Source organism: Kocuria sp. LUK (assembly GCF_021012935.1).
GTDB classification, from domain to species: Bacteria; Actinomycetota; Actinomycetes; order Actinomycetales; family Micrococcaceae; genus Kocuria; species Kocuria flava.
Genome location: NZ_JAJMZI010000006.1, coordinates 114,174 through 137,798, shown reverse-complemented (window position 1 = coordinate 137,798; position 23,625 = coordinate 114,174). Strand labels below are relative to the sequence as shown.

The 23,625-nt window shown below is 76.7% G+C and carries 22 protein-coding genes; 10 read left to right on the top strand and 12 right to left on the bottom strand.

Features of this window, described 5'->3' with window-relative positions:
• Window positions 1-3 precede the first annotated feature (3 nt).
• Complete coding sequence (locus LQU92_RS12140; RefSeq protein WP_101850795.1) at window positions 4-504, bottom strand: hypothetical protein; 501 nt, start codon at window positions 502-504, stop codon at window positions 4-6.
• 175 nt (window positions 505-679) lie between these two features.
• On the opposite strand from LQU92_RS12140, the gene LQU92_RS12135 reads away from it, so the two are divergent.
• Entirely contained in the window at window positions 680-2,020 is a 1,341-nt protein-coding gene (locus LQU92_RS12135) for a phosphoribosyltransferase (protein WP_230780997.1), read from the top strand.
• Window positions 2,021-2,052: 32 nt separating this feature from the next.
• The gene (locus tag LQU92_RS12130; protein ID WP_230780994.1) at window positions 2,053-3,339 is read left to right on the top strand and encodes an erythromycin esterase family protein; all 1,287 of its coding nucleotides are present in this window, start codon (window positions 2,053-2,055) and stop codon (window positions 3,337-3,339) included.
• Window positions 3,340-3,372: 33 nt separating this feature from the next.
• Here the strand turns inward: LQU92_RS12130 and LQU92_RS12125 are convergent, their stop codons facing one another.
• Window positions 3,373-3,897: a hypothetical protein gene (locus tag LQU92_RS12125; RefSeq protein ID WP_101850793.1), complete on the bottom strand. Its 525-nt coding sequence runs from the start codon at window positions 3,895-3,897 to the stop codon at window positions 3,373-3,375.
• Window positions 3,898-4,264: 367 nt separating this feature from the next.
• Here LQU92_RS12125 and LQU92_RS12120 point away from each other — a divergent pair, with 367 nt between their 5' ends.
• The 4 genes from LQU92_RS12120 to LQU92_RS12105 all read left to right on the top strand — a co-directional run bounded on the left by LQU92_RS12120 (window position 4,265) and on the right by LQU92_RS12105 (window position 6,347).
• The gene (locus tag LQU92_RS12120) at window positions 4,265-4,888 is read left to right on the top strand and encodes an Hsp20/alpha crystallin family protein (RefSeq protein WP_230780992.1); all 624 of its coding nucleotides are present in this window, start codon (window positions 4,265-4,267) and stop codon (window positions 4,886-4,888) included.
• Window positions 4,885-5,319 carry a universal stress protein gene (locus LQU92_RS12115; protein ID WP_112254378.1) on the top strand — a complete coding sequence of 145 codons (435 nt, stop codon included), beginning with the start codon at window positions 4,885-4,887 and terminating at the stop codon, window positions 5,317-5,319. Before LQU92_RS12120 ends, LQU92_RS12115 begins: the two co-directional genes overlap by 4 nt.
• A gap of 85 nt (window positions 5,320-5,404) precedes the next feature.
• On the top strand, window positions 5,405-5,842 hold the full coding sequence (locus LQU92_RS12110; protein ID WP_230780991.1) for a universal stress protein: 438 nt from the start codon (window positions 5,405-5,407) through the stop codon (window positions 5,840-5,842).
• Between the two features lie 79 nt (window positions 5,843-5,921).
• Window positions 5,922-6,347, top strand: coding sequence for a universal stress protein (locus LQU92_RS12105; protein WP_058858064.1), 426 nt, complete (start codon window positions 5,922-5,924; stop codon window positions 6,345-6,347).
• Between the two features lie 65 nt (window positions 6,348-6,412).
• Here LQU92_RS12105 and LQU92_RS12100 read toward each other — a convergent pair whose 3' ends face one another.
• The 5 genes from LQU92_RS12100 to LQU92_RS12080 all read right to left on the bottom strand — a co-directional run bounded on the left by LQU92_RS12100 (window position 6,413) and on the right by LQU92_RS12080 (window position 13,206).
• Window positions 6,413-8,302 carry a heavy metal translocating P-type ATPase gene (locus tag LQU92_RS12100; RefSeq protein ID WP_230780989.1) on the bottom strand — a complete coding sequence of 630 codons (1,890 nt, stop codon included), beginning with the start codon at window positions 8,300-8,302 and terminating at the stop codon, window positions 6,413-6,415.
• Complete coding sequence (gene ppsA, locus LQU92_RS12095; protein WP_308071632.1) at window positions 8,299-10,716, bottom strand: phosphoenolpyruvate synthase; 2,418 nt, start codon at window positions 10,714-10,716, stop codon at window positions 8,299-8,301. Before ppsA ends, LQU92_RS12100 begins: the two co-directional genes overlap by 4 nt.
• A gap of 1 nt (window position 10,717) precedes the next feature.
• Complete coding sequence (locus tag LQU92_RS12090; RefSeq protein ID WP_058858066.1) at window positions 10,718-11,143, bottom strand: hypothetical protein; 426 nt, start codon at window positions 11,141-11,143, stop codon at window positions 10,718-10,720.
• A gap of 36 nt (window positions 11,144-11,179) precedes the next feature.
• Window positions 11,180-11,632 carry a hypothetical protein gene (locus tag LQU92_RS12085; protein ID WP_230780986.1) on the bottom strand — a complete coding sequence of 151 codons (453 nt, stop codon included), beginning with the start codon at window positions 11,630-11,632 and terminating at the stop codon, window positions 11,180-11,182.
• A 218-nt stretch (window positions 11,633-11,850) separates the two neighbouring features.
• Window positions 11,851-13,206 carry a uracil-xanthine permease family protein gene (locus LQU92_RS12080; RefSeq protein WP_230780984.1) on the bottom strand — a complete coding sequence of 452 codons (1,356 nt, stop codon included), beginning with the start codon at window positions 13,204-13,206 and terminating at the stop codon, window positions 11,851-11,853.
• A 167-nt stretch (window positions 13,207-13,373) separates the two neighbouring features.
• Here LQU92_RS12080 and LQU92_RS12075 point away from each other — a divergent pair, with 167 nt between their 5' ends.
• Complete coding sequence (locus tag LQU92_RS12075; RefSeq protein ID WP_230780982.1) at window positions 13,374-14,435, top strand: iron-containing redox enzyme family protein; 1,062 nt, start codon at window positions 13,374-13,376, stop codon at window positions 14,433-14,435.
• 41 nt (window positions 14,436-14,476) lie between these two features.
• The gene (locus LQU92_RS12070; protein ID WP_230780981.1) at window positions 14,477-14,659 is read left to right on the top strand and encodes a CDGSH iron-sulfur domain-containing protein; all 183 of its coding nucleotides are present in this window, start codon (window positions 14,477-14,479) and stop codon (window positions 14,657-14,659) included.
• Window positions 14,660-14,749: 90 nt separating this feature from the next.
• Here the strand turns inward: LQU92_RS12070 and pgm are convergent, their stop codons facing one another.
• The gene (gene pgm, locus LQU92_RS12065; protein ID WP_230780980.1) at window positions 14,750-16,384 is read right to left on the bottom strand and encodes a phosphoglucomutase (alpha-D-glucose-1,6-bisphosphate-dependent); all 1,635 of its coding nucleotides are present in this window, start codon (window positions 16,382-16,384) and stop codon (window positions 14,750-14,752) included.
• A gap of 160 nt (window positions 16,385-16,544) precedes the next feature.
• On the opposite strand from pgm, the gene LQU92_RS12060 reads away from it, so the two are divergent.
• The gene (locus LQU92_RS12060; protein WP_230780979.1) at window positions 16,545-16,724 is read left to right on the top strand and encodes a hypothetical protein; all 180 of its coding nucleotides are present in this window, start codon (window positions 16,545-16,547) and stop codon (window positions 16,722-16,724) included.
• A gap of 12 nt (window positions 16,725-16,736) precedes the next feature.
• On the opposite strand, the gene LQU92_RS12055 is transcribed toward LQU92_RS12060, so the two are convergent.
• Complete coding sequence (locus LQU92_RS12055) at window positions 16,737-18,272, bottom strand: amidase (RefSeq protein ID WP_230780977.1); 1,536 nt, start codon at window positions 18,270-18,272, stop codon at window positions 16,737-16,739.
• A 125-nt stretch (window positions 18,273-18,397) separates the two neighbouring features.
• Between LQU92_RS12055 and LQU92_RS12050 the strand changes: the two genes are divergently transcribed.
• Window positions 18,398-18,796 (top strand): hypothetical protein, encoded by a 399-nt coding sequence (locus LQU92_RS12050; protein ID WP_101850784.1) that lies wholly within the window; start codon window positions 18,398-18,400, stop codon window positions 18,794-18,796.
• A gap of 40 nt (window positions 18,797-18,836) precedes the next feature.
• On the opposite strand, the gene gabT is transcribed toward LQU92_RS12050, so the two are convergent.
• From gabT to LQU92_RS12035, 3 genes are all read right to left on the bottom strand, one after another.
• A complete protein-coding gene (gene gabT / locus LQU92_RS12045) occupies window positions 18,837-20,192 on the bottom strand; it encodes a 4-aminobutyrate--2-oxoglutarate transaminase (protein WP_230780975.1) in 1,356 nt (451 codons plus the stop codon).
• A gap of 74 nt (window positions 20,193-20,266) precedes the next feature.
• Window positions 20,267-21,796, bottom strand: coding sequence for an NAD-dependent succinate-semialdehyde dehydrogenase (locus LQU92_RS12040; RefSeq protein WP_230780973.1), 1,530 nt, complete (start codon window positions 21,794-21,796; stop codon window positions 20,267-20,269).
• A gap of 219 nt (window positions 21,797-22,015) precedes the next feature.
• Window positions 22,016-23,623: a PucR family transcriptional regulator gene (locus tag LQU92_RS12035; protein WP_230780971.1), complete on the bottom strand. Its 1,608-nt coding sequence runs from the start codon at window positions 23,621-23,623 to the stop codon at window positions 22,016-22,018.
• Window positions 23,624-23,625 lie beyond the last annotated feature (2 nt).

The window sequence follows — 23,625 nt, the reverse complement described above, 5'->3', positions numbered from 1 at the left end:
CGCTCACCCGTCCCGGGCGACCGGGGCGGGGCGCACGACGTGGCGGCGCCAGCCCAGCAGGAGCACGACGGCCAGGGCCGCGGTGACGACCACGAACCCGGCGAGGGTGTCCCGGGCGGCGAGGCTGCGGAGGATGCCGTAGACGAGGGTGAACAGCGCCCCCAGCTCGACGCCCTCCGCGAGGACCCGGTGGCGCCGCTCCACGGCCAGACCCGCCGCGAGCAGCGCCACGGCCGCGACGGTCGCGGCGATGCCGACGTCCCGGTGGTGGGCCGCGGCCCGGTCCTCCCACGCCCGCCGCTGCTCCTCGTAGGCCTGCCACGCCGGCAGCTCCTCGGCCGTCAGGGCCCGGCGCTCCTGCACGAGGGCCAGACCCCCCGGCGGCTCCGGCTCGGGCGGACCGGGGTGGACCGTGCTGATGCCCGTGCCGACGAACAGCGCCAGCATCAGCCCCAGGAAGAACGTGTAGACCGCGCGCACCACCCGGGTCTCCGTCGTCGTCATGGACCCGTTCCCTCCGTCGTCCGCCGCTGCCGCCCCCATCATCGCCCGGGCACCGGCCGGCGTCCACGGCCGTCACCTCCCGGGCGGGTCTTCCGCGCCCCCGCACCCCTGCCTACCCTGGGAGCACCTCGGACGGGCCCGGCAGGGAACGGGCCCGGGAAGGCGGGTGGGGACCATGACGATCTACGAGGACCGGGTCGACGCCGGACGTCAGCTGGCCCGGCGGCTGCTGCCGCTGCGGGGCCAGGACGTGGTCGTGCTGGGGCTGCCGCGCGGGGGCGTGCCCGTGGCCTTCCAGGTGGCCATGGCCCTGGACGCGCCCCTGGACGTGATCGTGGTGCGCAAGCTCGGCGTCCCGTCCCAGCCCGAGCTGGCGATGGGGGCCATCGGCGAGGAGGGCGCCCGGGTGCTCGACGAGCGCACCGTGCGCTACTTCGGACTGGGGGAGGAGCAGGTCGCCGCCGTGGAGGAGCGCGAGCGGGCGGTGCTGGAGGAGCGCACCACCCGCTTCCGCGAGGGCCGCGAGCGCGTGGACCTCACCGGGCGCACGGCCCTGGTCGTCGACGACGGCATCGCCACCGGTGCCACGGCACGGGTGGCCTGCCGGATCGCCCGCCAGCTCGGGGCCGCCCGCGTGGTGCTGGCCGTGCCGGTCGCCCCGGAGGAGGCGGTGGCGCGGGTGGTCGAGGCGGACGAGGTCGTCTGCCTGGCGACCCCGCACTTCTTCACGGCCGTCGGCTACCACTACCGGGACTTCTCGCCGACGTCCGACGACGAGGTCGTGGCCCTGCTCGACGCCGCCGCGCGCCGGCACCTGCCGCAGCTGCCGGGGCCCCCGGGGGCCGGTGCGGGCGGCGGCGCCGGACCCGTGGACCAGGACGTGCGCATCCCCGCCGGCGGGGCCGAGCTGGAGGGGCACCTCGTGCTGCCCCGCCCCGGGGCCGGGGTCGTGGTCTTCGCCCACGGCTCCGGCAGCAGCCGGCACAGCCCCCGCAACCGCTACGTCGCCGAGGTGCTGCAGGAGGCAGGACTGGGCACCCTGCTCCTGGACCTGCTCACCCCGCGGGAGGAGGCCGACCGCGCCAACGTCTTCGACATCGGGCTGCTGGCCCAGCGCCTGGGCGCGGCCACCGCCTGGCTGCAGCAGCTGCCCGCCGCGGCCTCCTCGCCGGTGGGCTGGTTCGGGGCCAGCACGGGCGCGGGGGCGGCCCTGTGGGCGGCGGCCGAGCCGGGGGCCCGCGTGCGGGCGGTGGTCTCGCGCGGCGGGCGCCCGGACCTCGCGGGCCCGCGCCTGGGCGAGGTCCGCGCGCCGACGCTGCTCGTCGTCGGCGGGCAGGACCCGGAGGTGCTCGCCCTCAACCGGCGGGCCGCGCAGATGCTGCACTGCCCGCACCGGCTGGTCGTGGTGCCCGGGGCCACCCACCTGTTCGAGGAGCCCGGCACCCTCGCCCGGGCCGCCGAGCTGGCCCGCGACTGGTTCACCGACCACCTCGGCGAGGGCGGGGGCCCGCGGTGAGCCCGCGGCGCAGCCCGTCCCCGGGGACGGACGTGCTCGCGCAGATCCGCTCCCTGGCCGGTCCGCTGGTCGCCCCGGAGGACCTCGACCGGCTCGTGGAGCGCTGCGCCGGGGCGCGCTGGGTGTGCGTGGGGGAGGCCTCCCACGGCACGCACGAGTACTACCGGTGGCGGTCGCTGCTGAGCCGCCGGCTGATCGAGGAGCACGGCGTCGCCTGGATCGGCGTGGAGGGCGACTGGCCGGACTGCTGGCGGCTCGACCGGTGGGTGCGCGGGCTCGGCGACCAGGACCTGGACGCCCGCGGCGTGCTCGCCGGCTTCGAGCGGTGGCCCACCTGGATGTGGGCCAACGAGGAGGTCGCCGAGTTCCTGGACTGGCTGCGGGAGTTCAACGAGCGCCGGCCCGCGCCGCGGCAGGTGGGCTTCTACGGCCTCGACGTGTACTCGCTGTGGGACTCCCTGCGCGAGATCATCGCCTGGCTCGAGCAGCACGCCCCCGAGGCGCTGCCGGCGGCCCTGCAGGCCTGGCAGTGCTTCGTGCCCTTCCACGAGGACCCGCACGAGTACGCGTGGAGCACCCGGATCGTGCCGGAGAGCTGCGAGCCGGACGTCGTGGCGCTGCTGGCCGAGGTGCGCCGGCGGACCCTGGGCCGGACCGCGGAGGACCCCGGGGCCTTCACGGCGGCGCTCAACGCGATGGTCGCCGCCGACGCCGAGCGCTACTACCGCACGATGGTCCTCGGCGACCGCCGGTCCTGGAACGTGCGCGACCAGCACATGGCGGACGTCGCGGACCTGCTGGCCCGCCACCACGGCCCCGGGTCGACGGGGCTGGTGTGGGCGCACAACTCGCACGTGGGCGACGCCCGGGCCACCGACATGTTCGACGCGGGGCTGGTCAACGTGGGCCAGCTGCTGCGGGAGCGCCACGCCCCTGCCGAGGTGGTCCTCGTGGGCATGGCCGCGTGGACCGGCACCGTGGTCGCGGCCGAGGCGTGGGGCGAGCCCGAGGAGGTCGTGGCCGTGCCGGAGGCCCGTGCCGGCAGCCACGAGGACCTGCTCCACCGGGCCCTCGGGGAGCCGGCCGCGATGGTCTTCGGCCGGGACCGGTCGGGACCGTGGCTGTCGGGGCGGTGGGGCCACCGGGCGGTCGGCGTCGTCTACCACCCGTGGCGCGAGGCCGGCAACTACGTCCCCACGCGCATGGGGGAGCGCTACGACGCGCTGCTGTGGTTCGAGGACACCCGGGCCCTGCGCCCGCTGCACCACGAGCTCCCGCCCGAGGAGCCGGAGCTGGGGACCGAGCCGACCGGCCTGTGACCCCGGGCCCGCGGACGCCGGGGCCCGGCGGCGTCAGCCCGCCGGCGGCGCCGCCGCGGCCGTCTCCGCGGGCGGGCGCGGGCCCTCGTGGCGGTCCTGGAAGAAGCGGCGCCAGCCCAGGAACAGCACCACGGCCAGCCCCACGGACACGGCGGCGAAGGTCAGCCCCGTCTCGTCCGAGGCGAAGCTGCGCCCGACCGCGTAGACCAGGGTGAACAGCCCGCCGAGCATCACACCGTTGGTCAGCACCTGGTTGCGCCGTTCGAGGACCAGGCTCAGGGCCAGCAGCAGGACCGAGGCGGCCAGGGACACCACGGCGACGTCGCGGTTGTAGTCGTTGCGCTCCTCCTGCCACGAGCGCATCTGCTGCTCGTACTCCCGCTCCCGGGCGAGCTGCTCCTCGGTGGGTTCCTCGCCGGGGGTGAACTGCATCTCGACCGGGTACTCGGGCATCTCCGGTCCCGGGTGGAAGGTCTGGATCCCCAGCCCCACGAACAGGGCGATCAGCGCCCCCAGGAAGAAGGTGTAGACGATCTTCATCACTCGGTTGTCGTCCACGGCGCGCTCCGATCCTCGTGCCCCGGGGCCCGCCGCCGGCCGGCCGCGGCGCTCCGGGTGCCTCCATTGTGGGCCGCCTCCGCCCGCGCGGCCAGCACCGCCGCGGCCGGGACGCCCCGGGACCACGACCCGGTGCGCCGCGGCGGGCCGCGGCCCCGTCCGGCCCCGGGTGCGGGCCCGGGTGCGGGCCCGGACGGGGAGGGGCTCGTCATGTGCGCGCGAGCAGGCCCGGACCCTTGGGCCCGGGCCCGCGACGGGCCTACCCTGGCGGTGCCGGGGCAGGGCTCCTGCCGCCGGCCGGCTCCCCGGGGAGCGGACGTGGCTCCCCGCCGGCCGCGACCGGCGCTCGGAGGAAGGAGGTCCGACCATGGCCGGACTGATGCGCAGGGACCCGTTCGAGGTGCTGGAGCCGTTCCGCCGGCTCCTGGAGGGCGGGGACCTGCAGGCGGCGACGCCGCGGGTCGAGGAGTTCCGGGAGGGCAGCACCGTGGTGATCCGCGCGGAGCTGCCCGGCATCGACCCCGAGGCGGACGTCGAACTGACCGTCGTGGACGACACGCTGCGGCTGCGCGCCGAGCGGCGCGAGCGCAGCGAGCACAGGACCAAGGACGGCTACCGCTCGGAGTTCCACTACGGCTCGTTCTCCCGCACGCTCCCGCTTCCCGCGGGGTGCAAGGAGGAGGACATCACCGCGACCTACACCGACGGCGTCCTCGAGGTCCGGGCCCCCGTGCGGGAGCAGGACGAGCGGCCGGCGACCCGGCGGATCCCCGTCCGGCGCACCGGCGGGGCCCTGGGCGCGGGCGGCACGGGCTCCGGCGGTGCGGAGACGGGCGGCACGGGTGCCGCAGGCACCGCGGCCGGCGGCACGGCGACCGGCACGGGCACGACCGGCGCGACGCCCGGCACGACGACGGCGGGCGGCGCGGGTCCCGCCACCCCGGCCGGCGGGAGCACGGGCGGGCCGGCGCCCGAGGGGAGCATCCCGTGACCGAGCCGGAGCGGCCGGGCGAGCGGGTCGTCGTCGGCCTCGACGGCTCGGAGTCCTCGAAGGAGGCGCTGCGCGAGGGCCTGCGCCTGGCCCAGGCCCTCGACCTGCCGGTGGAGGCGGTCATGTGCTGGGAGGACCCCCTCCTGTTCGAGAGCTACCGCGTGGTCGACCCCGAGGAGTTCCGGGTCGCGAGCGAGCAGCTGCTCGAGCGGACGCTGGCGGAGGTCCTCGGGCCCGAGCGCCCCGCCCGGCTGACGTCCCGGCTCCTGCGGGGCCGGCCCGCCGAGCAGCTGATCGAGTGCAGCGAGGGCGCGCGCATGCTCGTCGTGGGCAGCCGCGGGCGCGGCGGGGTCGCCGGGATGCTCCTGGGCTCCGTCGGCTCCGCGCTCGTGTCCCACGCCCGGTGCCCGGTGCTGGTCGTCCGGCACTGATCCGCCCCGCTCCCGTCCCTGCCGGGACGGGAGCGGGGTCCACGACCCACGGCGCCGTCGGCGGCGCGGACGGAGGAGGACCGCCATGACAGCACCCGGACCCGACGAGCAGGCCCCCGTGCTGGTGGGCATCGACGGCTCCGCCGGCTCCCGGGAGGCGCTGCGCGCCGCCGCGCGCATCGCGCAGGCCCTGGACGCCCCGCTCGAGGTGCTCATGCTCTGGGAGGGGCCGCCGCTCTACGAGGGCTGGGACGTCGTGGACCCCGACCGGCCCCCGGAGGGCAGCGTGCGGCTGCTGCGGGAGTCGCTGGCGGAGGTCTTCGGCGAGCGGCTGCCCGCCACGGTGCGGGCCCGGCTGGTGCACGGGCGCCCCGCCGAGCGGCTCGTCGCCGAGAGCGGGCGCGCCCAGCTGCTCGTCGTGGGCCGCCGCGGCCACAGCGGGCTGCGCAGCGCCGCCCCCGGCTCGGTGTCCACCGCCTGCGTGGGGCACGCCCGCTGCCCCGTGATGGTCGTCAAGCACTGACGTCCCGCGCGGCCGGGGACTACCCTGGGAGCACAGGGCGTGCCGGCCCGCGGGACGCCGCGACGAGGGGGTTTCAGCCATGACGGAACCGTCGGAGGACCGCGTCCTGGTCGGGATCGACGGCTCGGAGGCCTCGCAGGAGGCCCTGCGCCTCGCGGCCCGCCTCGCCCGGGCGCTGGGCGCGCCGCTCGAGGCCATCGCCTGCGCCGGGGACCCCACCGTCCTCGACGCCGACCTGCTCGTGGACGAGGAGGCGCTGCGCGCCAACCACGAGCGGATCCTCGCCCGGACGGTGGCGGCCGTGTTCGGCGACGACGTCCCACCGGGCCTGCGCACGACCGTGCTGGGCGGCCGCCCCGCCGGGCGGCTCATCGCCGAGAGCGAGCACGCCCAGCTGCTCGTGCTCGGACGCCACGGCCGCTCCGGGCTCGGGGCGCGCCTGGGCTCGGTCTCCAACGCGTGCGTGGCCTACGCGCACTGCCCCGTGGTGGTCGTCCGGCACTGACGTCCCGCCCGCGCCACCCGCGCGTTCCGGCGCGCGCCGGGGGGCCGGGACGCGGCGGGCGGCGCTCACGGCTCCCGGCGGGGCCCCCGCAGCGCGCGCAGGGCGTTGAGGATCGCCAGCAGGTCCACGACCTCCTGGCTCAGCGCCCCCAGGATCGCCGGCAGCACGCCCGTGGCCGCGACCAGCATCAGCGCCACCGACAGCGCGATGCCCAGCCAGATGCTCTGGAGGGCGACCTGCACGGTGCGCCGCCCGATGCGCACGGCCGTGGCGGTGCGCGAGAGGTCCTCGGTGAGGACCACCACGTCCGCGGACTCGCTCGCGGCGGTGGCCCCGCGCGCGCCCATCGCCACGCCGACGTCCGCCACGGCGAGCACGGGGGCGTCGTTGACGCCGTCGCCGACCATCAGCACGGGCCGGTCGGGGGCCTCCCGCACGGTGCGGACCTTGTCCTCGGGCAGGCACTCCGGCAGCACCTCGCGCAGCCCCAGGTCCGCGGCGACGTGCTCGACCGTGGCCCGGGCGTCGCCGCTGAGCACGAGCAGCCGCCGCACCCCCAGGGCGGTGAGCTCGGCCATCGTCGCGGCCGCGTCCGCGCGCACCCGGTCGCTCATCACCAGCGTGCCCGCGAACCGGCCGTCCACCGCGGCGTAGACGGCGAGCTCGCCCGGGCCCAGCGGCTGCTCCGGGGTGCCGGGGGCGCTGCGGGCCACGTGCGCGCGCTTGCCGACGACCACCTCGTGCCCGTCCACCCGCGCCGTCACGCCGTGGGTGGCCTCCTCGTGGGCGGTGCGCGCCGCGGGCAGCACGAGCCCCCGGGCGAGGGCGGCCTCCCGCACCGAGGTGGCCAGCACGTGCGAGGAGTACTGCTCGGCGGCGGCCACCAGCCGCAGCAGCCCGTCCTCGTCCCACGGCGGGGCCGGGTGCACGGCCCGCAGCTCGGGGCGGCCGTAGGTGATGGTGCCGGTCTTGTCGAAGGCGGCCGTGCGCACGCGCGCCAGCCGCTCCAGGGTCCCGGCGTCCTTCACGATCAGCCCGTTGCGGGCGGCCCGGCTCATCCCGCCCAGGAACGCCACGGGCGCCGCCAGCAGCAGGGGGCAGGGGGTCGCCACCACGAGCACCTCGGCCACGACCACGGGGTCCCCGTGCCACCACCACGCCAGCCCGGCCACCAGGAACGCGAAGGCCGTGAACGGCACCGCGTAGCGGTCGGCCAGGCGCACCACCGGGGCCCGGGAGGCGGCGGCCTCGCGGACCATCTCCACGATCGTCGCGTACTGGCTCTCCGCGGCGGTGGCGCTCGCGCGCAGCACCACGGCCCGCTGCTCGTTGAGCACCCCGGAGAGCACCTCGTCCCCGGCCCGGCGGGTCACCGGGAGGGACTCCCCGGTGATCGAGGACTCGTCGAAGTCGGCCTCCGCACTCACGAGCCGCCCGTCCACGGGCACGACCTCGGCCGGGCGCACCAGCAGCTCGTCGCCGGGACGGACCTCCTCGACCGCGACGTCCTCGACGGCGCCCCCGGGCCCGAGCCGGTGGGCGAGCACGGGGGCGCGCTCGAGCAGGGCGTTGAGCTCCTTGCGGGCCCGCTCGGCCGCGTAGTCCTCGAGGGCCTGCCCGCCCGTGAGCATGAGCACGACGACGAGGGCGGCCAGGTACTCGCCCACGACCACGGTGGCCGTGATCGCGGTGACGGCCAGCAGGTCCACGCCCCACCGGCCGGCCAGCAGGTCCCGCACCATGCCCCAGGACACGTGCAGCGCGACCCCCACGGCCCAGGCCGAGCCCGCCCACCGGGCGGCGGCCGGCTCGCCGGCGGCGAGCAGCCCGAGCACCGCGAGCCCCACCAGCAGCGTCGCGGCGACCAGCGGGTAGCGCCGCGGGACGCGCAGGAGGCGGCCGACGGGGCCCGGGGGCGCGGCGGTCTCGGGGAGGGTGCCGACGGGGACGCTCATGCGTCCATTGTGCTCCCGGGACCCGCGGCCAGACGCCGTTCGGTCTCGGCGATCCGCCGGGCCGTGCGCAGGAAGCTGTCGGGGTTCAGGGAGATCGAGTCGATCCCCTCGCGGACCAGGAACTCGGCGAAGTCCGGGTGGTCGCTGGGACCCTGCCCGCAGATCCCGATCGGGATGCCCGCGGCGTGGGCCTTGCGGATCGCCTCGGCGATCATGCGGGTCACCGCCTCGTCCCGCTCGTCGAACAGGGCCCGCAGGGCCTCGGCGTCGCGGTCCACGCCCAGGACGAGCTGGGTGAGGTCGTTGGAGCCGATCGAGAAGCCGTCGAAGCGGGCGGCGAACTGCTCGGCGAGGACCACGTTGGAGGGGATCTCGCACATCATGTAGACCTTCAGCCCCTCCCGGCCGCGCTCGAGGCCGTGGGCGGCCATCTCCGCGAGCACCCGGTCCGCCTCGGCGGGGGTGCGGCAGAACGGGACCATGACCACCACGTTGCGGAAGCCGATGTGCTCCCGGACGCGCCGCAGCGCCCGGCACTCGAGGGCGAAGCCCTCCCGGTACCGGGGGTCGTAGTAGCGGGAGGCCCCGCGGAAGCCCAGCATCGGGTTCTCCTCGGCCTGCTCGAAGGCCGCCCCGCCCACCAGGTGCGCGTACTCGTTGGACTTGAAGTCGCTCAGCCGCACGACCACCGGCCGGGGGTGGTGCGGGGCGGCGAGCTTCGCCAGGCCCAGCGCCAGGGTCTGCACGAAGTACTCGCCCGGGTCCTCGAAGCCCTCCGTCAGCTCGGCGATCCGCCGGCGGTCGGCCTCGTCGGCGACCCGCTCGGGGTGGACCAGGGCCATGGGGTGGACCTGGACGATGCTGTTGACCACGAACTCCATCCGCGCCAGGCCCACGCCGTCGGCCGGCAGCCGCCACCAGCGCAGGGCGGCGTCGGGGCTGGCGACGTTGACCATGATCGCGGTGCGCGTGCGCGGCAGCGACCCGAGGTCGACCTCCTCGGCGCGGAAGGGCAGCGTCCCGGCGTAGACCCGCCCGCGCTCGCCCTCCGCGCACGAGACGGTCAGCTCCTGCCCGTCGGCCACGACGGCCGTGGCGTCCCCGGTGCCCACGACCGCCGGCAGCCCCAGCTCGCGGCTGACGATCGCCGCGTGGCTGGTGGGCCCGCCGTGGTCGGTGACCACGGCCGCGGCCCGGCGCATCACGGGCACCCAGTCGGGGTCGGTCGTGCCGGTGACGAGCACCGCCCCGGCCGGGAAGTCCTCGACGTCGGCGGGGGAGCGCACCACCCGCGCCGGCCCGGCCGCGATCGCGTCGCCGATGGCCGCGCCCGAGGCGAGCACCGGCCCCGAGCCCTCCAGGTGGTGGACGGTGAAGCGGGTCCCGCCGCGGCGGGCCTGGACGGTCTCCGGGCGGGCCTGCAGCAGGAACAGCTCGCCGGTGGACCCGTCCTTGGCCCACTCCAGGTCCATGGGCCGGCCGTAGTGCTCCTCGACCTGCACCGCCCAGCGGGCCAGGCGCAGCACGTCGGCGTCGTCGAGCACGAACGCCCGGCGCTCCCGGTCGGTCGTGGCCACGAGCCGGGTCCGGGGCGCGGCGGCGGGGGCGTCGTCGTCGCGGACCATCTTCTGCAGCTTCGCGCCCCGGGTGCGCTCGACCACCGGCGCGGGGGCGGCCCCCAGCAGGGGCTTGAACACGACGTACTTGTCGGGGTCCACGGAGCCCTGCACCACGGTCTCCCCGAGGCCCCACGCGGCGCTGACCACGACCACGTCGGGGAAGCCCGTCTCGGTGTCGAGGGTGAACATCACCCCGGAGGCGCCGAGGTCCGCCCGGACCATCTCCTGGACCCCCACGGACAGGGCCACCGCCAGGTGGTCGAAGCCCTTGAGCTCGCGGTAGGTGATCGCCCGGTCGGTGAACAGGGACGCGTAGCAGCGCCGGCACGCCTCGAGCAGGGCCTCCTCGCCGACCACGTCCAGGAACGTCTCCTGCTGCCCGGCGAAGCTGGCGTCGGGGAGGTCCTCGGCCGTGGCGCTGCTGCGCACCGCCACGGCCGGGTCGGCCCGCCCGGTGCGGGCGCCCAGCGCCCGGTAGGCGGCGCGGATCCGCTCGGCCGTGTCCTCGGGGAAGGCCCCGCCCAGGAACAGCTCCCGCACGGCGGCCCCGGTCTCGCGCAGGCCGGCCCGCCCGGACCGGTGCGCCGCGAGCAGCTCTCCGAGCCGCGGGCCGATCCCGTTGGCGGCCACGTAGGCGCGGTAGGCGTCCGCGGAGGTCGCGAAGCCGCCGGGCACGCGCACCCCGCGCCCGCCGAGGGCCCGCAGCAGCTCGCCCAGGGAGGCGTTCTTCCCGCCCACCCGGGGGACGTCGGCCATGCCGAGCTCCTCGAGCGGGAGGACGTCGGGGCCGGACACCTCAGCCCCTCCGCGCGAGCAGCGCCGCGCAGGCCCGCTCGCACCGCCGGGCCGCCTCGGCGGCGACCGCGCAGTGCTCATAGGTCTCGGCGTGGCGGCCGGAGGCCTCCGCGCAGGCCGCGCCCGCGCCCCGGCACGCCTCGAGCAGCGGCAGCAGCACGGCGTGCCCGTCCCCGGGCTGCGGGAAGCCGCGCCGGGCGAGCACCGCGGCCGTCGCGGCGGCCACGGCGGCGCAGTCCTGCTGGGTGCGCGCGCACTCCCGCAGCTGCGCCACGTCCGGCTCGTCGAGGCACGCGTCCGCGGCGACCAGGCCGACCTGCGCGGCCTCCAGGCACGCCTCCATGCACTCCGCCTCGGCCGAGCGCTCCCCGGTCGGCACCTCGGGCGCCGCCGGGTGCGCCGTGAGGGCGCGGTGGATGCTGTTCATGCCGGTGCTCCTCGGCTCGTGCGGGCCCCGCCCGCCTCAGCCCGCGAGCCGGGCCGCCGGTCCGGCGTCCCGGTCCTCGGGGGCGAGGGGCAGGTCGGGTCGGTAGGGGACCGTGCCGCGGGCCCGGCGGGCACCGGACGGGCCGGCCGGCCGTCCCGGCGCGGGGGTGCCCGCCCGCCGGGCGGCGAGACGGGTCACGGTGCCGTGCACCGGCAGCTCCTCCGGCAGCACGAACGCGACGGGCGGGGTCCCGCGCACTGCCTCCTCGTGCTCGGAGGTCCACCGGAGCAGGTCCACGGCGGCCGCCTCCACGTGGTGGGCCGCCGCGAGGTCGACGCTCACGCGGATCCCGGGGACGAGGCCGCGGGCCCGGCGCAGCAGCGGGGCCAGGGCCCGGTGGTTGAGCTCCGTCAGGCAGCCCGTGACGACCAGCCGGACGGTCCGGCCGTCGAGGTCCACCTGGACGAGGACGGAGAGCTTGTGGTTCATGGATCCCCCAAGGACGTGCGTCGCGCGCGGCGGACAGCCCGGCCCGCCTCCGGCCTCCCACGGTAGGGAAGGAGACGTGCGTCACCAAGGCGCGGGCGCTCCCGGCGCCCACATTTCGTCAACCGACGGGTAACCCCGCCCGCCCCCGGACCCGTCCACGCGCCCGTACCCGGAGCCCGGACGGGCTCCGCCGGGGCCCTGCGCCGCCGCGCAGCGGCTCAGCCGAGGGGCGAGGGCAGCCGGGTGGTGTCGGGAGCCAGCGGGTCGGTGCCCACGGTGCCGCGGCGGCGGGCCAGGCCCGCCATCACGTGGTAGACCACGAGGGTCGCGGCCGTGCCCAGGGCGATGCCGGCGAACTGCAGCCCGAAGGCCTCCCACGTGTAGTCGGCAATGCCGATGATCATCGCCACGGCGGCGGTGGTGAGGTTGACGGGGTTGGAGAAGTCCACGCGGTTCTGCACCCAGATCCGCACCCCGAGCATGCCGATCATGCCGTAGAGCACCGTGGCCGCCCCGCCCAGCACCCCGGCGGGCACGGTGGCCACCGCGGCCCCGACCACGGGGAAGACGCTGAGCAGGATCGCCACGAGGGCCGCCACCCAGTACGCGGCCGTGGAGTAGACGCGGGTCGCGGCCATCACCCCGATGTTCTCGGCGTAGGTGGTGGTGCCCGAGCCGCCGCCGGAGCCGGCGACGACCGTGGCGAGGCCGTCGGACATGATGGCCCGCCCGATCCAGGGGTCGAGGTCGTCGCCGGTCATCAGCGCCACGGACTTCACGTGCCCGATGTTCTCGGCGACCAGCACGAGCACCACCGGCACGAACAGCCCCAGCAGGGGCAGGTGGAACTCGGGGGCCTGGAACGGGGGCAGCCCGACCAGGCCCTGCTCCTGCCACACGGCCCCGAGCCCGGAGAAGTCGACCTCGCCGCGCAGCACCGCGGTGACGTAGCCGATGAGCACGCCGAGCAGGATGGACAGCCGCCCGGGCAGCCCGCGCAGGAGCACCGAGATCAGGACGATGGACCCGAGCGTGACGAGCGCGGTGACCGGCGCGGCCATGAAGTTGTCCTTGGCCGAGGGCGCGAGGTTGAAGCCGATCAGCGCCACGATGGTGCCGGTGACCAGCGGCGGCATGAGCCGCTGCAGCCAGCCGGTGCCGGCGGCCTGCACGAGCAGCCCGAGCAGGAACAGGGCCGCGCCGGCCATCACCACGCCCCCGAGCGCCCCGCCGGGGCCGAACTGCGCGGTCGAGGCGGTGATGGGGGCGATGAACGCGAAGGAGGACCCGAGGTAGGACGGCACCCGCCCGGCGGTGACCAGCAGGAACAGCATCGTCCCGAGACCGGAGAAGAACAGGGTCGTGGACGGCGGGAAGCCGGTGATCAGCGGGACGAGGAACGTGGCCCCGAACATGGCGACCACGTGCTGGGCGCCGATCGTCGCGGTCCGCGGCCAGGTGAGGCGCTCGCGGGGGCCGACGACCCGGCCGGGGGCGACCGTGCGGCCGTCACCGTGCAGGCGCCAGCGCAGGCCCAGGCGGGTAGCGGGGGGTCCGGGCTCGGGGGAGGTCATGCGGGTCTCCTCGACGGCGGTGGGGAGGCCCGGAGCCGGGCCTCCCCAACTGTACTCGGTCGTGCGCGGAGCCCCGTGTCGGGCGGTGCCCCTACACTCGGGGGAGCGATCGGTCAGCAAGGTTGCTGACGGAAGGGCGCGGGACGCGCCAGGACCAGGAGGACGCGATGCGCCGACCACAGCCGCGGGGACCGCTCGGTGAGCAGCTGCTCACGCTGCTCGCGGACCCACCGGAGGACGCCGGGGCCCGGGGGCGGGCGGAGGAGCTCGCGGCGGCGGCCGCGGCCGCGCTCGCCCGCGCCGGGGACCTCCTGGCGGACGACGACGTCCAGCTGTCCCTGTTCGTGCTGCACGCGCTGCACTACCTCGGGGTCGAGGGCGTCGACGAGCGCTGGGAGCTCGAGCCCGGGATCGTGCGGGCGCGGGAGGTCCTCGGCACCGCGCTCGAAGAGCACCTGCGGGCGCAGGTCCCCGGCCACGACGTGCCGGCCACCCCGCAGGCCGTCGCCGACGCCCTGTTCGCCCTGGCGGCCGACGACGACGGGCCGGGCCTCGCCCGTTTCCTCTCCGGGCGCGCCGGTCCCGACCAGGCCCGGGAGTTCCTGCAGCTGAAGTCCCTCTACCAGCTGATGGAGGCGGACCCGCACACCTGGGCGATCCCGCGGCTGCGCGGCCGGGCCAAGGCCGCGCTCGTGGAGATCCAGGCCGACGAGTACGGCGGCGGGGACCCCCGGCGGATGCACTCGGGGATGTTCGCGGCGGGGATGCGCGAGGCCGGCCTCGACGACGCCTACGGGGCCGCGGCGGACCGGGTGCCGGCCGTGTGGCTGGCGGGGGTCAACGCGGTCTCCGTGTTCGGGCTGCACCGGCGGCTGCGCGGGGCGATCGTGGGGCACCTGGCCATGTACGAGATCACGTCCTCCGACCCCTCCCGCTTCCTGGCCCGCGGCTTCCGCCGGCTGGGCCTGCCGGCCGCGGCCGCGTACTACGACGAGCACGTCGTCGCGGACGCCGCCCACGAGCAGATCGCGGCCCGGGACATGGCCGGCGGGCTCGTGGTGGCGGACCCGGCCGCGGCCGCGGACGTGTTCTTCGGCGCCCGCAGCGTGCTGCACCTCGACGCCCTCGCGGCCCGCCAGGCTCTCGGGTGCTGGGAGGCGGGGCGCTCGGCACTGCGCCCGGCGCCCGGCGCGCCGGCCGGGGACCGCGTCGCGGAGCTCGTGCGGTGAGCGGGGCGCCTCCGGAGGATCCCGGCCGGGAGCCCGAGCCGGTGACGATCACGGTGTGCCCCGACGGCCCGCTGCTCGTGCGCGGGGCCTACGAGCTGCTCGACGGCGAGGACCGCCCGCTCGACCCCGGCCGGGCCACGGTGGCGCTGTGCCGGTGCGGGGCCTCGGCGATCAAGCCGTTCTGCGACGGCTCGCACAAGCGCGCCCGGTTCCGCGCCCGCTGAGGGCCCGGACCGTCGGGGCCCGCGCGCCCCGACGGTCCGGCCGGCGGGAGCGGCTCCCGGAGGAGCCGTCCCCGTCCGCGACCGGGGCGCCTAGGAGATGACCGCGTCGACCAGCGCCTTGGCCTCCTGCTGCACCTGCCGCAGGTGCTCCTCGCCCAGGAAGGACTCTGCGTAGATCTTGTAGACGTCCTCGGTGCCGGAGGGCCGGGCCGCGAACCACGCGTTCTTCGTGGTGACCTTCAGCCCGCCGATCGCCGCGCCGTTGCCCGGGGCGTTGGTCAGCTTCGCGGTGATCCGCTCCCCGGCCAGCTCGTCCGTCTCGACCTGGGCGGGGGAGAGCTCCTTGAGCGCGGCCTTCTGCTCGCGCGTGGCGGGGGCGTCGATGCGCCGGTAGACCGGGTCGCCGAACTCGCGGGTGAGCTCCGCGTAGCGCTGGGACGGGGTCGAGCCGGTGCGGGCGGTGATCTCCGAGGCGAGCAGCGCCAGGATGATCCCGTCCTTGTCGGTGGACCACGCCGAGCCGTCGCGGCGCAGGAACGAGGCGCCGGCGGACTCCTCGCCGCCGAAGCCGATCGAGCCGTCGAGCAGCCCGGGCACGAACCACTTGAAGCCCACGGGCACCTCGACGAGGGGCCGGCCCAGGGAGGCGGCGACCCGGTCGATGATCGAGGAGGAGACGAGCGTCTTGCCGACCCCCGCCTCCGGGGACCACTCCGTGCGGTGGCGGAACAGGTAGTCGACGGCCACGGCCAGGTAGTGGTTGGGGTTCATCAGTCCGGCGTCGGGGGTGACGATCCCGTGCCGGTCGGTGTCGGCGTCGTTGCCCGTGGCGATGTCGTAGGCGTCCCGGCTGCCGATCAGCGAGGCCATCGCCGAGGGGGAGGAGCAGTCCATGCGGATCTTCTCGTCCCAGTCGAGGGTCATGAAGGCCCACTGCGGGTCGACCTCGGGGTTGACGACCGTCATGTTCAGCCCGAAGCGCTCGGCGATCGCCTGCCAGTAGGCCACCGAGGCGGAGCCCATGGGATCCGCGCCGATGTGCAGCCCGGAGTCCCGGACCACGTCGAGGTCCACGACCTCGGGCAGGGTGCGCACGTACTCCTCCAGGAAGTCGTAGCTGCCCGTGCCGGCGGCGCGGCGGGCCTGCTCGAGGGGGACCCGGCGGACCCCGCGCATCCCGTTCTCGAGGAACTCGTTGGCCCGCTGCGCGATCCACTCGGTGGCGTCCGTGTCCGCCGGCCCGCCGTGGGGCGGGTTGTACTTGAAGCCGCCGTCGGAGGGCGGGTTGTGCGACGGCGTGATCACGATGCCGTCGGCCAGGCCCTCGGCGCGGGAGGCGTTGTGCGTGAGGATCGCGTGGGACAGCGCCGGGGTCGGCACGTAGCCGCCCCGGGCGTCCAGCAGCACGGTGACCTCGTTGGCCGCCAGCACCTCGAGGGCCGTGTCCTGCGCCGGGCCGGAGAGCGCGTGGGTGTCCCGGCCCATGAACAGCGGGCCCGCGATGCCCTGGCCGGCGCGGTACTCGACGATCGCCTGGGTGATCGCGGCGATGTGCCGGTCGTTGAAGGACGCCTTCAGGGACGAGCCGCGGTGGCCGGAGGTCCCGAACGCCACCCGCTGGGCCGGGTCCGCGGGGTCCGGGACGACGTCCGCGTAGGCGTCGAGCAGGCGGCCGAGGTCGACGAGGTCACTGGGTTGGGCGAGGGTGCCCGCACGGTTGCTCATGGGCCCGACCCTACCGCCGGGTCCGGTGGCGCACCGAGGCTGCCACGCGATCGGGTCGCCAGGTTTCGCGCCCCGGGATCCCGGCGGAGGGGCTGGAGGAACGGCCGCCGGTGGGCCAGGATGAACCCACCACAGCGGCACCGGCACGAGGAGGCACGGGATGAGCGAGTCGACAGGGGAGAGCGCGGGCGGGGACGGCAAGGGCCCCGAGGGGACCCTGCCCGAGGAGGGCCGGGGGATCGGGCTGACGTCCGACGACGAGCCCTCGGGCTTCGAGCCCGAGGAGGACCCGGGCGCCGTGGAGGGCCCGGCCGACGACGCCGGTCCGGGACGCGGCTAGCCTGCGGCGCGGTCAGCCGCCCGGTGCCCGGCGCCGCGGCGGTCCCGCCGCCGGGGCGCCGGGCACCGGGCCGAGGTCCTCGAGCTGGGCGGCGACGCCGAGCAGGTCCGCCTCGGCGCTGGGCCGCCCGACGAGCTGCACGCCCATCGGCACGACCGCGCCGGTGCCCGGAGCGGGGGTCCACAGCGTCGGGACCGTCACCGCGGGCAGCCCCACCACGTTGATCAGGGACGTCCAGGGCGTGTACCGGCACTGCCGGCGGTAGTCCTGGTCGGCGCCCGAGGGGTCCGCGAGGTCGTGGCCCTCCCAGTACCAGCCCAGCGGGCGCGGGGTCAGGGCCAGGGCCGGGGTGAGCACCATGTCCCACGCCCCGTAGGCCTGCACCACCTCCTGCTCGATCCGCCGCAGGACCGCCACCGCCCGGGCCAGCGCCACGGCCGAGCGGCCCAGGGCGCGCTCGCGGAAGGCCGTGGCCAGCCCGGTGAGCCGGCCGGCGGCCTCCTCGTCCAGGGGCGCGGTGCCCATCGCCGTCGTCCACACGTCGAAGAACGCGGCGCCGTAGCCGGGGTCGTAGGCCAGCTCGGCCTCCTCGACCTCGTGGCCGGCCGCCCGCAGCCGTGCGATGCCCGCCGCGAGGGCCGCGCGGGCCTCGGGCGCCACGGTGATCTCGTCCACGGCGTCGAAGGGCGAGGCCGTGGACACCCCGATCCGCAGCGGGCGCGTCCCCCAGGGCGGGTCGCCGCGGCGGGTGCGGCGCACGGCGGCGAGGAAGGAGCCCTCGGGAGCGGCGGTCACGGCCCGGCGCACCCGGTTGCCGTGGGCGGGCCCGGGGGCCGGGGCGCACAGCACGTCGAGCAGCAGGGCGGCGTCCTCGGCGGTGCGGGCGATCGGGCCGTTGACCACGAGCTGGGCGGCGTCCGACTGCGCGTCCGCGGTGGGCACCCGCCCCCGGTTGGGCTTGAGGCCCACGAGCCCGCACGCCGCCGCCGGGATCCGGATCGAGCCGCCGCCGTCGGAGCCCGGTGCCACGGGCAGCATGCCGGCGGCGACGGCCGCCGCCTGCCCGCCGGAGGAGCCGCCGGCCCCGGTCGAGAGGTCCCAGGGATTGCGCGCGGGCGGGGCCACGAGGTTCTCCGAGTAGCAGTTGAGGCCGAACTCCGGCACCTGCGTCTTGCCGAGCAGCACGGCGCCGGACCCGCGCAGCACCCGTACGAGGTCGTCGTCCTCCGCCGCGACCGGCGCCCCGCCGTCCGGCCCGGTCAGGGCCGCGGAGCCGTGGGTCGTGGGCATGCCCGCGACGTCGTGCAGGTCCTTCACCGCGAGCGGGAGTCCGTGCAGGGCCCCGTGCGGGGCGCCGGCCGGCAGCGCGTCCAGCGCCCGGGCCCGGTCGAGGGCGGCGTCCGCGGCGACGTGCACGAACGCCCCGAGCGCCCCGTCGTCCTCCCGCACGCGGGCCAGGAAGTGCTCGGCCGCCTCCACGGCGCTCACCTCCCGCCGTGCCAGGGCGTCGCGCAGCCCGACGGCGGTGAGGTCCTCGATCCCGGTCACGGCGGCTCCTGCTCCCTCGGCGCGGGCCCGGCGCGGTGGCCGTTGCGGCGCCGGCGGGCCCGGCGGCGCCGGACCCAGGCTATAGGCTGGGCCGCGTCCCGCCCGTGCTCCCCAGGAGGTCCGCCGTGCCCGTGCCCCGTCCCGCCCTGCGCCGAGGCGCTGCCGGCCTCGTGCTGGCCGCCCTCCTCACCGGCTGCGGAGGTCCCGGCGAGCAGGAGGGAACGGCCCCGACGTCGGCCGCCGCGCCGTCGTCGGCGTCCCCGTCGGGCCGTCAGGGGGAGCTGACCGAGCAGGAGGCCTGCGCGCGGGTGGCCGACACGGTCCGCGGCGCCCCGCAGGCCCTGCGCGAGGACCCGCTGGGGCTCTTCCAGGAGCTCGCGGCCCTGGCGGAGTCGGCCCCGGCCGAGCTGTCGGGGCAGATCACGGCGGTCCGGGACTCGGTCGACGCCTTCCGCAACGGCGAGGGCTCCCTGACCGGCGTGCTCGGCGAGCTGCGCGGGCTGCAGCAGCGCTGCTCGTCCTGACCCGTCCGGGCGCGGTGGCGCCCGGACGGGCCGGCCGCGGCTACTGCGCGGCGCGCCGGACGGCGTCCGCGAGCACCCGCAGGCCGTCGCGCAGGAGCTCCTCGCCGATCACCAGCGGCGGCAGCAGCCGCACGATGTTGCCGTAGGTGCCGCAGGTCAGGGTGATGACACCCTGCTCCAGGCACGCGGCGGCGACCGCCCGTGCGGCCTCCGGGTGCGGTTCGGTGCCGCCGGGGAGCACGAGCTCGAGGGCCATCATGGCCCCGCGGCCGCGCAGCTCGCCGACGATCCCGGTCTGCGCGGCGAGGGGCTCGAGCTCCTCGCGCACGATCTGCTCGATCCGGCGGGCCCGCCCGCGCAGGTCCCACTCCTCGATGGTCTCGAGCGCGCCGAGGGCCGCGGCGCAGGCGACGGGGTTGCCGCCGTAGGTGCCGCCGAGGCCGCCGGGGTGCACGGAGTCCATGATCTCGGCGCGGCCGACGACCCCGGACAGGGGCATGCCGCCGGCGACGCCCTTGGCCACGGTGATCAGGTCGGGCACGACGCCCTCGTGGTCCACGGCGAACCACTCGCCCGTGCGGGCCACGCCGGCCTGGACCTCGTCGGCGACGAAGACCGCGCCGTGCTCCGTGCACCACGCCGAGAGCGCGGGCAGGAAGCCCTCGGCGGGGACGATGAAGCCGCCCTCGCCCTGGATCGGCTCGATCACCACGGCGGCCACGTTCTCGGCGCCGACCTGCTTCTCGACCTGCAGCAGGGCCCGGCGGGCGGCCTCGGCGCCGGTCATGCCCTCGGGGTCGCGGAAGGGGTAGGAGACGGGCACGCGGTAGACCTCGCCCGCGAAGGGCCCGAAGCCCTGCTTGTACGGCTGGACCTTGGCGGTCATCGCGAGGGTCATGTTCGTGCGGCCGTGGTAGGCGTGGTCGAAGACGACGACGGCCTGGCGGCGGGTGTGCAGCCGGGCGATCTTCACGGCGTTCTCCACCGCCTCGGAGCCGGAGTTGAACAGGGCCGTCCGCTTCGGGAAGTCGCCGGGGGTCAGCTCGGCGAGCTTCTCGGCCACGGCCACGTAGCCCTCGTAGGGGGTGACCATGAAGCAGGTGTGGGTGAAGTGCGCCACGGCCTCCTGGACCCGGGCGACCACGGCGGGGGCGGAGGCGCCCACCGAGGTCACGGCGATGCCGGAGCCGAGGTCGACCAGCTGGTTGCCGTCGACGTCGGCGACGATCCCGCCGTCGGCGTCGGCCGCCCAGGCCGGCACGGAGGAGGCGACGCCGGCGGCCACGGCCCGCTGCCGGCGGGCGGCGAGCTCCTGGGAGCGGGGGCCGGGCAGCGGCCCGGCGACACGGCGGACCTGCTCGAGCCGGTACTGGATCTCGGGGAGGGTCTCGGACATGGCACGACCTTTCGGGACGGGGCGCGGCCGCCGCGTTCTCGCGACGGCCGCGCCGGGAAGTGGATCAGTCGGGGCTAGGCGGGGCGCCCGGCGCCGGAGGGCGGCAGCGCGCCCCAGGGGTTCTCCACGCCGATGTACTGGGTGGTGGTGTACTCGGCGATGCCCTCGGCCCCGCCCTCCCGGCCCAGCCCGGACTGCTTGACGCCGCCGAAGGGGGCGGCCGCGTTCGAGATGACCCCGACGTTGAGGCCCATCAGGCCGAACTCGATGCGGTCGCCGATGCGCAGGCCGCGGGAGATGTCCTCGGTGAACACGTAGGAGGCCAGCCCGTACTCGGTGGAGTTGGCCAGCTCGACGGCCTCGTCCTCGTCGGCGAAGGTGATCACCGGGGCGACGGGGCCGAAGATCTCCTCGGTCACCGCCCGGGCGTCGCGCGGGACGTCGCGCAGCAGGGTGGGCTGGTAGAAGTAGCCCGGGCCCTCGGCGCGCGCCCCGCCCACGACGACCTTCGCCCCGCGCTCGACGGCGTCGGCGACGAAGGCCTCCACGGAGTCGCGGGCCTTGGCCTCGACCAGCGGGCCGACGGTCACGCCCTCGTCGAGACCGTTGCCCACGGTGAGCGCGGCCATCTTCTCGGCCAGCTTCGCGACGAACTCGTCGACCACGGACTCGTGGACGAGCAGGCGGTTGGCCGCGGTGCAGGCCTCGCCCATGTTGCGCATCTTCGCGGCCATCGCCCCGGCCACGGCCTTGTCGAGGTCGGCGTCCTCGAAGACGATCAGCGGGCCGTTGCCGCCGAGCTCCATGGAGGTGCGCAGCACGTTGTCGGTGGCGGCCTTCATCAGCTGCTTGCCCACCGGGGTGGAGCCGGTGAAGGAGACCTTCCGCAGCCGCGGGTCGGCCATGATCGGCTCCGACACCGACGAGGCCGACTTGGAGGACACCACGTTGAGGACCCCGTCCGGGATCCCGGCCTCGATCATGAGCTGGGCGAAGTACTGGGAGGTCAGCGGGGTCAGCCGGGCCGGCTTCAGGACCATGGTGCAGCCGGCGGCCACGGCCGGGGCGACCTTGCGGGTGGCCATCGCCAGCGGGAAGTTCCACGGGGTGATCAGCAGGCACGGGCCCACCGGCTTGTGGGTGACCAGCATCCGCAGGTTGCCCTCGGGGGTGTCCATGTAGCGGCCGTAGTCGCGCACGGCCTCCTCGGCGAACCAGCGCAGGAACTCACCCCCGTACTTCACCTCGCCCAGTGCCTCGGCGAAGGGCTTGCCCATCTCCAGGGTCATCAGCAGCGCCAGGTCCTCGGCGCGCTCCTGGACGAGGTCGAAGGCCCGGCGCAGGATCTCCGCCCGCTCCCGTGCCGGGGTGCGTGCCCAGGCCTCCTGGGCGTTCGCGGCGGCGTCCATGGCCGCGGCGGCGTCCTCGCGGGTGGCCGAGGCCATCTCGGCCAGCACCTCGCCCGTGGCGGGGTTCTCGACCTCGAAGGTGGACCCGTCGGAGGCCTCGCGCCACTGACCGTTGATCAGCAGGCCCTTCGGGGTGGCGGCGAGAACCGTCTCGACCCGGTCCCGCAGGGCGGTGGTCGTGTCCGTCGTGCTCATGTGTGTCAGCCTCTCTTCTCGACGCCGGGCGCCGGTGCCCGGGCGCGTCACAGGGGTGGTCTCGTGCGGGGACGGGCGCCGGCACGGTGCCCGTGCCCCCATCGTAGGTCCAGGGAGCGGGGTGCCGGTGCGGTCCTTTCCGCCGGGTCGACGAGCCCGGGGCGCGGCCGGACGGTCCGCGCGGACCGTCCGGTGACCTCAGGCTAGCCCCCGGCCCGCTCAGCGTTCTGCTGAATCATTGCGGGTTTCTTCAGCACGGTGCACAGGGCCGGTCGCTCCGTGGCCGGATGCGGCCGCCGGCCGGCCGGGGCGCTCCGCCAGGTCGAGGGCGAGCCACAGCTCGGCCCGCAGCTGGGGGTCCTCGAGGGAGCGGCCCAGGGCCGTCTCCGCCTCGTGCAGGCGCTGCTGCAGGGTGTTGCGGTGGATGCCGAGCTCGTCCGCGGTCCGGGCCCGGTGGCCGTTGTGCGCCAGGTACGCGCGCAGCAGCGGGCGCAGCCGCTCCTCCCGCAGCGGGCGCAGCAGGGCCAGGGCCCACGCGCGGGCGGTGTCCGGGTCCAGGAGCGCGGTCACGCCGGCGGTCACGACGTCGTCCCAGGCCGCGACCGGCTGCTGCCCGGTGGTGCGGGCCAGCGCCTCCCGGGCCTCCCGCTCGCCCGCCGCGGCCTCCGCCACGGCCACCGGCCCGCCGATCCCGGCCCGCAGCCCGGTCGCGGCGGCCACGGCCCGCAGCTCGGCCAGGCGCGCCGGGGCGTCCTCGACGAGCACGGCGGCGGTGAGCTCCCCGGCGGAGCGCTCGGCGGGGGAGCCCACCAGCACGGGGCGCCCGCTCCGGACCGGTCCCGTCCCGAGCCGGTGCGCGGCGTCCTCCAGCGGCCCGGCCCCGCCGCGCAGGAGGGCGACCCGCACCTGCGGCACGGACGACCACGTGGCGTCGCCGGCGACCGCGAGCAGGGCGTCGGCCGATCGGACCTCCCCGCCGAGCAGCAGGGCCAGCGCCCCCGCCCGGGCGCGGCGCCGGAAGAGGGCCTGCTCCGCGGTGCGCTCCGCGTGCAGGGACAGCAGGGCCACGGCCGTGGCGACCACGCCCGTGCGCAGGGGGTCGGCGGGGCCGGGCAGCACGACCACGAGGTAGCCGCGCGGCAGGTCGCCGACCCCCAGGGGGTGGACGAGCACGGTGCCGTCGGGCCCGGACTCGCTCAGGGATCCCCGCAGGCCCGCGGGCCGCAGCCGCGCCAGCAGCTCGGGGAGGCTCCGGCCCGAGGGCAGGGCGGGCGGTCCCGGCGCGGAGGCCTCGAGGACCTCGGCGTCCGGGGTGCAGACCCCCGTCCACCCGCCGAGCGCGCCCGCGAGCTCGCGCACCACCCGGGCCGGACCGCCGGCCCCCACGGCGGCGCGGGTGAGGGCCCGCTGCTGGGCGAGCATGGACTCCAGGGCGGTGCGCTCCTCGGCGGCCCGCATCTCCGCGGTCGCGCGGAGGATCCCCAGGAAAGGGGTCGCCTCGGGCACGCTGAACAGGGTCAGGCCGGAGGCCCGGCACGCGGCGGCGAGCTCCGGCGGCACGGCGGGGTGGGTCAGCCGCTCGCCGACGCCCAGCCCGAGGGCCACCACCCCGCGCGCGGCGAGCCGGTGGGCGTACCCGTCCCAGGACCGATCGCCGTGGCCCGTGCGGATGCCGGTCAGCAGCACGACCTCCCCGCCCTCGAGGAACGGGGTGGGGTCGGGCAGCTCGCTGGTCACCACCCAGCTGACGGGCAGCGAGGTGTCCGCCTCGACGACCGGCTCGAGCCCGAGCCCGGGCAGGCGCAGCACCTGCTCCACCGTGATCACCG

Coding starts and splice junctions, on each gene's coding strand:
- LQU92_RS12100 (WP_230780989.1), bottom strand. CDS start 8,302: ATGAGCGTCCCCGTCGGCACCCTCCCCGAGACCGCCGCGCCCCCGGGC.
- LQU92_RS12140 (WP_101850795.1), bottom strand. CDS start 504: ATGACGACGACGGAGACCCGGGTGGTGCGCGCGGTCTACACGTTCTTC.
- LQU92_RS12080 (WP_230780984.1), bottom strand. CDS start 13,206: ATGACCTCCCCCGAGCCCGGACCCCCCGCTACCCGCCTGGGCCTGCGC.
- LQU92_RS12135 (WP_230780997.1), top strand. CDS start 680: ATGACGATCTACGAGGACCGGGTCGACGCCGGACGTCAGCTGGCCCGG.
- pgm (WP_230780980.1), bottom strand. CDS start 16,384: ATGAGCAACCGTGCGGGCACCCTCGCCCAACCCAGTGACCTCGTCGAC.
- LQU92_RS12040 (WP_230780973.1), bottom strand. CDS start 21,796: ATGAGCACGACGGACACGACCACCGCCCTGCGGGACCGGGTCGAGACG.
- LQU92_RS12060 (WP_230780979.1), top strand. CDS start 16,545: ATGAGCGAGTCGACAGGGGAGAGCGCGGGCGGGGACGGCAAGGGCCCC.
- LQU92_RS12085 (WP_230780986.1), bottom strand. CDS start 11,632: ATGAACCACAAGCTCTCCGTCCTCGTCCAGGTGGACCTCGACGGCCGG.
- LQU92_RS12075 (WP_230780982.1), top strand. CDS start 13,374: ATGCGCCGACCACAGCCGCGGGGACCGCTCGGTGAGCAGCTGCTCACG.
- LQU92_RS12110 (WP_230780991.1), top strand. CDS start 5,405: ATGACAGCACCCGGACCCGACGAGCAGGCCCCCGTGCTGGTGGGCATC.
- LQU92_RS12120 (WP_230780992.1), top strand. CDS start 4,265: ATGGCCGGACTGATGCGCAGGGACCCGTTCGAGGTGCTGGAGCCGTTC.
- gabT (WP_230780975.1), bottom strand. CDS start 20,192: ATGTCCGAGACCCTCCCCGAGATCCAGTACCGGCTCGAGCAGGTCCGC.
- LQU92_RS12090 (WP_058858066.1), bottom strand. CDS start 11,143: ATGAACAGCATCCACCGCGCCCTCACGGCGCACCCGGCGGCGCCCGAG.
- LQU92_RS12105 (WP_058858064.1), top strand. CDS start 5,922: ATGACGGAACCGTCGGAGGACCGCGTCCTGGTCGGGATCGACGGCTCG.